7 protein-coding genes are annotated in these 4871 nt (G+C 59.1%); 4 read left to right on the plus strand and 3 right to left on the minus strand.

The features are described 5' to 3' along the window. Positions 1-3: 3 nt before the first annotated feature. Positions 4-351 (minus strand): hypothetical protein, encoded by a 348-nt coding sequence (locus FXV83_RS45285; RefSeq protein ID WP_347341104.1) that lies wholly within the window; start codon positions 349-351, stop codon positions 4-6. Between the two features lie 46 nt (positions 352-397). Then, a complete protein-coding gene (locus tag FXV83_RS45290) occupies positions 398-775 on the minus strand; it encodes a class I SAM-dependent methyltransferase (RefSeq protein ID WP_347341105.1) in 378 nt (125 codons plus the stop codon). A gap of 211 nt (positions 776-986) precedes the next feature. Here FXV83_RS45290 and FXV83_RS44735 point away from each other — a divergent pair, with 211 nt between their 5' ends. The 3 genes from FXV83_RS44735 to FXV83_RS41045 all read left to right on the plus strand — a co-directional run bounded on the left by FXV83_RS44735 (position 987) and on the right by FXV83_RS41045 (position 2382). Beyond that, positions 987-1259, plus strand: a complete 273-nt coding sequence (locus FXV83_RS44735) for a helix-turn-helix domain-containing protein (protein WP_235940604.1) — start codon at positions 987-989, stop codon at positions 1257-1259. Further along, positions 1189-1581, plus strand: coding sequence for an MmyB family transcriptional regulator (locus tag FXV83_RS44740; RefSeq protein ID WP_235940605.1), 393 nt, complete (start codon positions 1189-1191; stop codon positions 1579-1581). The genes FXV83_RS44735 and FXV83_RS44740 overlap by 71 nt, the downstream gene beginning before the upstream one ends. Before the next feature lie 171 nt (positions 1582-1752). After that, positions 1753-2382 (plus strand): hypothetical protein, encoded by a 630-nt coding sequence (locus FXV83_RS41045; RefSeq protein WP_148745715.1) that lies wholly within the window; start codon positions 1753-1755, stop codon positions 2380-2382. 406 nt (positions 2383-2788) lie between these two features. On the opposite strand, the gene FXV83_RS41050 is transcribed toward FXV83_RS41045, so the two are convergent. Continuing rightward, entirely contained in the window at positions 2789-4465 is a 1677-nt protein-coding gene (locus FXV83_RS41050) for an ATP-dependent Clp protease adaptor ClpS (RefSeq protein WP_148745716.1), read from the minus strand. Between the two features lie 276 nt (positions 4466-4741). Between FXV83_RS41050 and FXV83_RS44745 the strand changes: the two genes are divergently transcribed. Beyond that, positions 4742-4871, plus strand: a 130-nt coding sequence (locus FXV83_RS44745; protein ID WP_430648981.1) for a HesB/IscA family protein, incomplete at its 3' end; no start/stop codon positions are given.

The raw sequence follows: 4871 nt of genomic DNA on the forward strand, positions 1-4871 counted from the left end.
TATTTATGGACGGGCCCTAACTGCCTCGAAGAGAGCCACGTCGATTTGATAACTGCCGTCGGCTTCCGTTTCGAAATGCTTGGTGGCCAGAATCGAAACTGCGTTCTGAAGTGATCGGATCGCATCCACGTGAAGCTTTGGCGTATTCATGCGCTCGACCCAAGCCTTGAAATCCAGCCGCAACCGAAACGGTGCGACGGATTGGCCTTGAAGTCCCGCCCGGGCGATGGCAGCCTCCCACTCGGCTCGCGAGTAATTGCGAACGTGTGAACAATCCCGCAGGGGCTCGATCGCCTGAAAATAGGTGTCGACGAGCGGATTGCTGGACGTGACGGTATCAACGATTACCATCGTGCCCCCTGCCTTCAGAACGCGCCGTGCCTCGCCCAGCCCAGCGTCAAGATCGCGCCAGTGGCGCGCCCTGAAAACGGCTGAGCACGACATCGAAACTATTCTCATCGAAAGGAAGGCTTTCAACGGCGCCCTGGCGCACCGTCACGTTCTCCAGCCCGCGTTCGCCCGCGGCGCGCGCGACCACGTCCAGCATTTCCGGTGAAAGATCACATGCCACGATCTCCTTGACCAAGGGCGCGACATTGAAAGTGACGTGACCACCGCCGCAACCGAGATCGAGGACGCGGGCATCGGTCCGGTTTTGCATCAGCAAGACCATCGCATCCAGATCCGGGCTCTGCGCATGCACCGCGCTCTTCAAATAGGCGTCGGCTCTGGATCCGAATTGATCGCCGACCAGGGCTACATGGCTCTTTTCCATCGTCGCAAGCTCCACTGTTGGCCACAAGGGCGCTAGCATGCGGCATAAACTGGTCTCAGCCTCAGATTTATGCTGGTAAAACTCTCACCATGATCCAGCAGACCCCTTCAACCCAGCTTCGGGAACTGGGAGACTTCGTCAGATCCATGAGGGAGCGGTTAGAGCCAACCGACTCGGCCTGCCTCTCACCGGTCGCCGCCGTACTCCGGGCTTGCGGAGAGAGGAAGTCGCCCAACTTTCCGGTGTCAGCGTCACCTGGTACACTTGGCTCGAGCAGGGGCGGGAGATGTCGCTCTCTGCGCAAGCGCACGCGCGCCTCGCGACGGCGCTGCGACTCGGCCGTGCCGAACGGGCCTATCTCTTTGAACTCGCCGCAAAGTGGGACCCGGATCAGCCCATAAGCGAGACGGACCATGTTCCATCCTCGCTTCTCGCCTGCGTCGATTTGCTCCCTTCGCCCGGCGGAATTTCGTGCGGACCTTAGCGCTCACCTCAGTGATCCCTCCATTTCGCGGCTGATCGATGAGTTGAGCTCTCGTAGCGAGACGTTCAAGCTATACTGGCATCAACGTGTGGTGCTGGAGCGTGAAGGCGGCGAAAGGACATTTGACCACCCGCAAGATGGCCTTCTGGCCTTTGAGCAAGTCAGCCTTTCCCTTCCCGGCCATGACGACCTCAAATTCGCTGTGCTTAGTCCCGGCGCGAGGTCGGGGCATGTAGCGTCTTCTCTCTGCCTCGCTCTCGCGAGCATGCTTGAGGGTTCAATCGAGTCGAGCGGAACTGTTCGAGCCGGATCAAGATTCTGACAGGCCGTTTCGATCGCTTCCAGATGGCGGTGGTCGTCGGGGAAGAGACTTGACGTTTGCCGTGGTTGGGAGTGCATCGCCGTGGTAGAGCCGCCCCCAGAGAGGGCTCTTCCAGCCGGCGAGGTCTCCTCGTGACAAGCGATGGCTTGCCAAAACAGTGGTTCTGCTCTCGTGACGCTAGCGACACAGTTCAATGACACCCCAACCGAAAAACTTATTCCTGATTGGTACCTCGCATGTCGGGAAGTCGACCTGTGCGCATCGCATCGCATCGGCCTGGCCACCGGCTTGCCAGTGATTTCGACCGACATGTTAGGGCGTCATCCAGAGCGACCTTGGACCGGCGTGCCTGACGCCGTAGTAGAATTCTATCATCGTCTATCGAATGACACGATCCATTGGTTCCTCCGGGCGCATCATAAGAATATGCGGCCAATCATTCGGGAGAAGATCAGAGCGCAACGACAAATGGGAGATGGTTTTATATTTGAAAGTGCTGCGCTTCGCCCTGAATACCTAGCTGACTGGGAGATTGGCGATGCTCTGGTTGTGTGTTTCCACGTTGAAGATCCCGTCCTGCGCGAGCGTATCGTGCATGGGAGCCGGTATTCGGAACAAGGCAAACAAGTGAAAGCGGCAATAGAGAAGTTCGTGGAACGCTCGCTGTGCGAAAACACAGCCTTGGCTGAAGCTGCCAAGGCGCACGGCGCACCGCGAATTGACGTCACTAATCCCGAAAACGCCGATCGTTCAACTAAGGAGTTGGTGTCGCGTCTTGTCGGCTCGTCGGACCCATCATGAGTATGAGTCAGCCGATGCCATCGGCCGGAGAAAACTGCATGCGCATGTACTACCAGGTGGACGCTTTCGCAGAGGGACTTTTCGCCGGCAATCCCGCAGCCGTTCTCGTTCCTTGACGGATGGCGAAGCTCCAATCGTCCGACAATTGCGCCATTCCAGCCTGCTCTTCCGATAAGAGTTCCATGCTACCGCTTATCTGCTCTGCTCATTGCATGTCGGCTGTGGCGCCTGTAGGGGGCAGGCCGGCATGGAACAGGAATTACGAGCGACGGTTGAGCGGGCGATTGTCGCGGCGGTTCGCGTTCACGAACCGCCTCGCTGCTCATCAATCATAGACGCGTCGTCGACACCCGGCGCATGCGGGAGTTGGCGCAGCCCTTGGCGGGTGATCTTCCTCCCTTCGCCTTCATTCAGACCCCGCAGCCATCGCTCCGGCCCCACCCAAGAGCTTCACGTTGAGGCGGCCGCCGGTGAACAGCATGTCGTCGAGCGCTTCCTCGATGTCAGCTGTGGTCACTGAGTTTCCGCCGTCACGAGCGATGCATGATTGCGCAATGCGTCGCATCAGCTCCTTAATGAAAGCGGCGCTGACGCCCTCAGTGCGGCGCACCGTCTCGGCTACGATCTCCGCCTCAAGCGGCAGGCCCATGCCGTAAAGCCGGATCAGCTTGTCGCGGCCGGTCGTATCAGGCAGCGGCATCTCGATCGCCTGGTCGATGCGGCCGGGGCGACCGGCCAGGGCGCCCTCGAGTTGCTCGGGGCGGTTGGTGGTGAGCACGAAGAGGATGTCAGCGTCTTCCTTCAAGCCGTCCATTTCATTTAGGAGCTTGTTCAGCGCGGCCTCTTCACATGTTGTCAAGTGGTCGCGCTTGCTGGCGATCAGATCGACATCCTCGATCACCACCATGGTAGGCTGCAGCAGGCGCGCGAGCGCCATATAGGCGCTCAGCTCACCGACCTCTTCGGCGGTGATGATTAGCGTGGTGTGTCCCGGTAGGTTGGTGGCGAGATAGCGGATGGTGTGGGTCTTACCGGTGCCGGGCGGGCCATAGAGCAGGATGCCCTTGCGGGTCGACTGGCCGAATCGGCGGAGTGCGCCGCGCGTGGCGACAAAACTCAACACGTTGCGATCAAGCAATTTGATAGCCTGTTCCCGCAGGATCACGTCCTCGCGCCTCACTGGTGCCAATCGATGCACCATGATGCCTCTTGAGCGGCCGCTGTAATCCGCACCTTTCTCGAATGAGAGGATCTTGCCGCGATAAGAACGTGCCGCGTGCACCGCCCGTTCCAGTTCGTCAAAGCTGCGCTGAACAAAGGCTTCGCCGCCAGACCCCGCAGGGGCAACGATTTCAATCCGGATCGTCGACTCTTGCTCGATCTCGAGCTCAGTAGAGAGCACGACGGCATAGAAAAATTCGCTCGCCCGGCAAAGCCACAGTCCATTGTACAGGCATTTGACCGGCGCCGTCTCGCCAGTATCAACCTGGTGATATTGCGGCGGCACCAGCGAAATCGCATTCTGTCCACGCCGTTTCATCCGAGCGAATGAAAGCGTCTCGTACCTATGTTCTTCATAGGCGCCGAAGAAGCGGACCGGATCGGCGAATAGCTTATCGATCGCGACCTGAACATCGGCCTGCATGTGGCCCGGGAATTGCCGCACAGTAGTGGCGAGTTCGCTTGGCGGTATATTGGTGAAGTGCCACTCAAGCGCTTCGAAGGCATATTCGAATTGCACGTCGGACAGGTCGGGGCCGTCCGCTTCGCCCGCGGCTTCGCCCGTGATCAGCAGGGGACATCCTTCAGCTCGGATACGCTCTTGCGCCGCCTCGAGGAGCGCCTTTGCGACTGAGGGAGGATAGCGTCCGCAGACGGCCTTGCCATGCTGCAAGACGAGTTTGGCGAGCGCAATGGCATCCCGCTCCTGTTTGTCGAATACCTCGCGCAGCAGGCGTACCACGAAACCGAGAGTCGTCTTGCCGTCATTGTGCAAAACAAGCTGAATGGGCGCACCGCCTGCGCAGATATTGTCCACAAAGACCCCCGGTGCGTGTTCTAGTTGTTCGGCAGTGTTCGTCATGAAAGTGGTCTCCGATCTAAGCTCATCACCGGACACTTCGGCCGGCTTAGACACGCAATGCAAATTGCTTGCCGCCGCGTTCCTTACGCTTCATCGGCGGAATCCATAAAGAAGACACGCAAAGCCGCCGCAATCCCTCGAAGACCTTTGTCAGCAATCCTACACGCGCCGCAAAGCCAACAGGCGCGATCTCGAAAAGGTGAGTAATGTCAAGCTCGGGCGCACTGGCATGCGACGCCAATTCCTATGCAAACGACCCAGGCAAAAAGGATAGCCATGATCAATCTGACGGATAGCGCAGTGAATGCGCTCAAGAGCGCGATCTCGGCTTCGGCGCAGCCGACGAGCGGCCTGCGCATCATGGTCGAGGCCGGTGGCTGCGACGGGTTCAAATACCGGATGAGCC

Origin of the sequence: Bradyrhizobium hipponense (genome assembly GCF_008123965.1) — a bacterium.
In the GTDB taxonomy this organism is placed as follows: Bacteria; Pseudomonadota; Alphaproteobacteria; order Rhizobiales; family Xanthobacteraceae; genus Bradyrhizobium; species Bradyrhizobium hipponense.